This is a genomic window from Streptomyces hilarionis (genome assembly GCF_024539675.1).
Lineage (GTDB): Bacteria > Actinomycetota > Actinomycetes > Streptomycetales > Streptomycetaceae > Streptomyces > Streptomyces hilarionis.
Genome location: NZ_JAHHIT010000381.1, coordinates 1 through 741 on the forward strand (window position 1 = coordinate 1; position 741 = coordinate 741).

The 741-nt window shown below is 54.7% G+C and carries 1 protein-coding gene; it reads right to left on the reverse strand.

The window, feature by feature from the left end:
• On the reverse strand, positions 1–585 hold a 585-nt coding region (locus tag KMS84_RS43650), incomplete at its 3' end, for a hypothetical protein (protein ID WP_256921251.1).
• Positions 586–741 lie beyond the last annotated feature (156 nt).

Genomic DNA, 741 nt, shown 5'->3' on the forward strand with positions numbered 1-741 from the left:
GCCCCACAGCTGTTGCTCGGTAATGTCATCGCAACGGACGTGGGACAGAATCTCAGGATGGACAGCAGCCTGCTCTGCGCATAATTCGACTAAACGCAGATCCTTATGAGCGAGTGCACAGTCCAATACTTCCATCGGACTCGCATACCGAAGGGCCGACCGCAATCCAGCACTGTGATCTAGGTCTGTATCTATCTTGAGTTGCTGGCCAGCTGCATCAATGGGGGATAGCGTTGCCGCTAGCACCGCGCCGTATGCGGTCAGCCAGTGCTTCTTCAGCAGCGGGGAGAGCAGAGTGTCTGAAGAGGTAGCACGGAGCTGTCTGGGCACTTGCCCTGCCAGCTGCTGCTCAACTGTTACATCCGCAGGTAAGTTATCTACCGCTACCGCAAACGCGCTATGGTTATGTTCGGCCCATCTCCAAACTGCTTGGTAAATGGCGTTGTTGTCTCGACGAGCGGCAGCCGATAGGCCATTTTTAACTGCCTCGCACCAGTGCGGCAATGCGAGCTCCTTATCAATTGTAGCTGCGATAATCTGCGTAAAGTCGCTGTCGTCCTCAGGTGCAAATACGAGGTTACTCACGAGCAGCTCAACCTCCGACCACAATGGCCGCGTGTTGGCAAAGCCAGTAAGCGCCAAGTTCCTCATCATCATTAGCTGCTTGCAGCCTGCGACTGGAATCAAGGCTGTAAACTGACCGATGAGTCTGTCCTTGATGCATGCACCGAACGTCGGTTG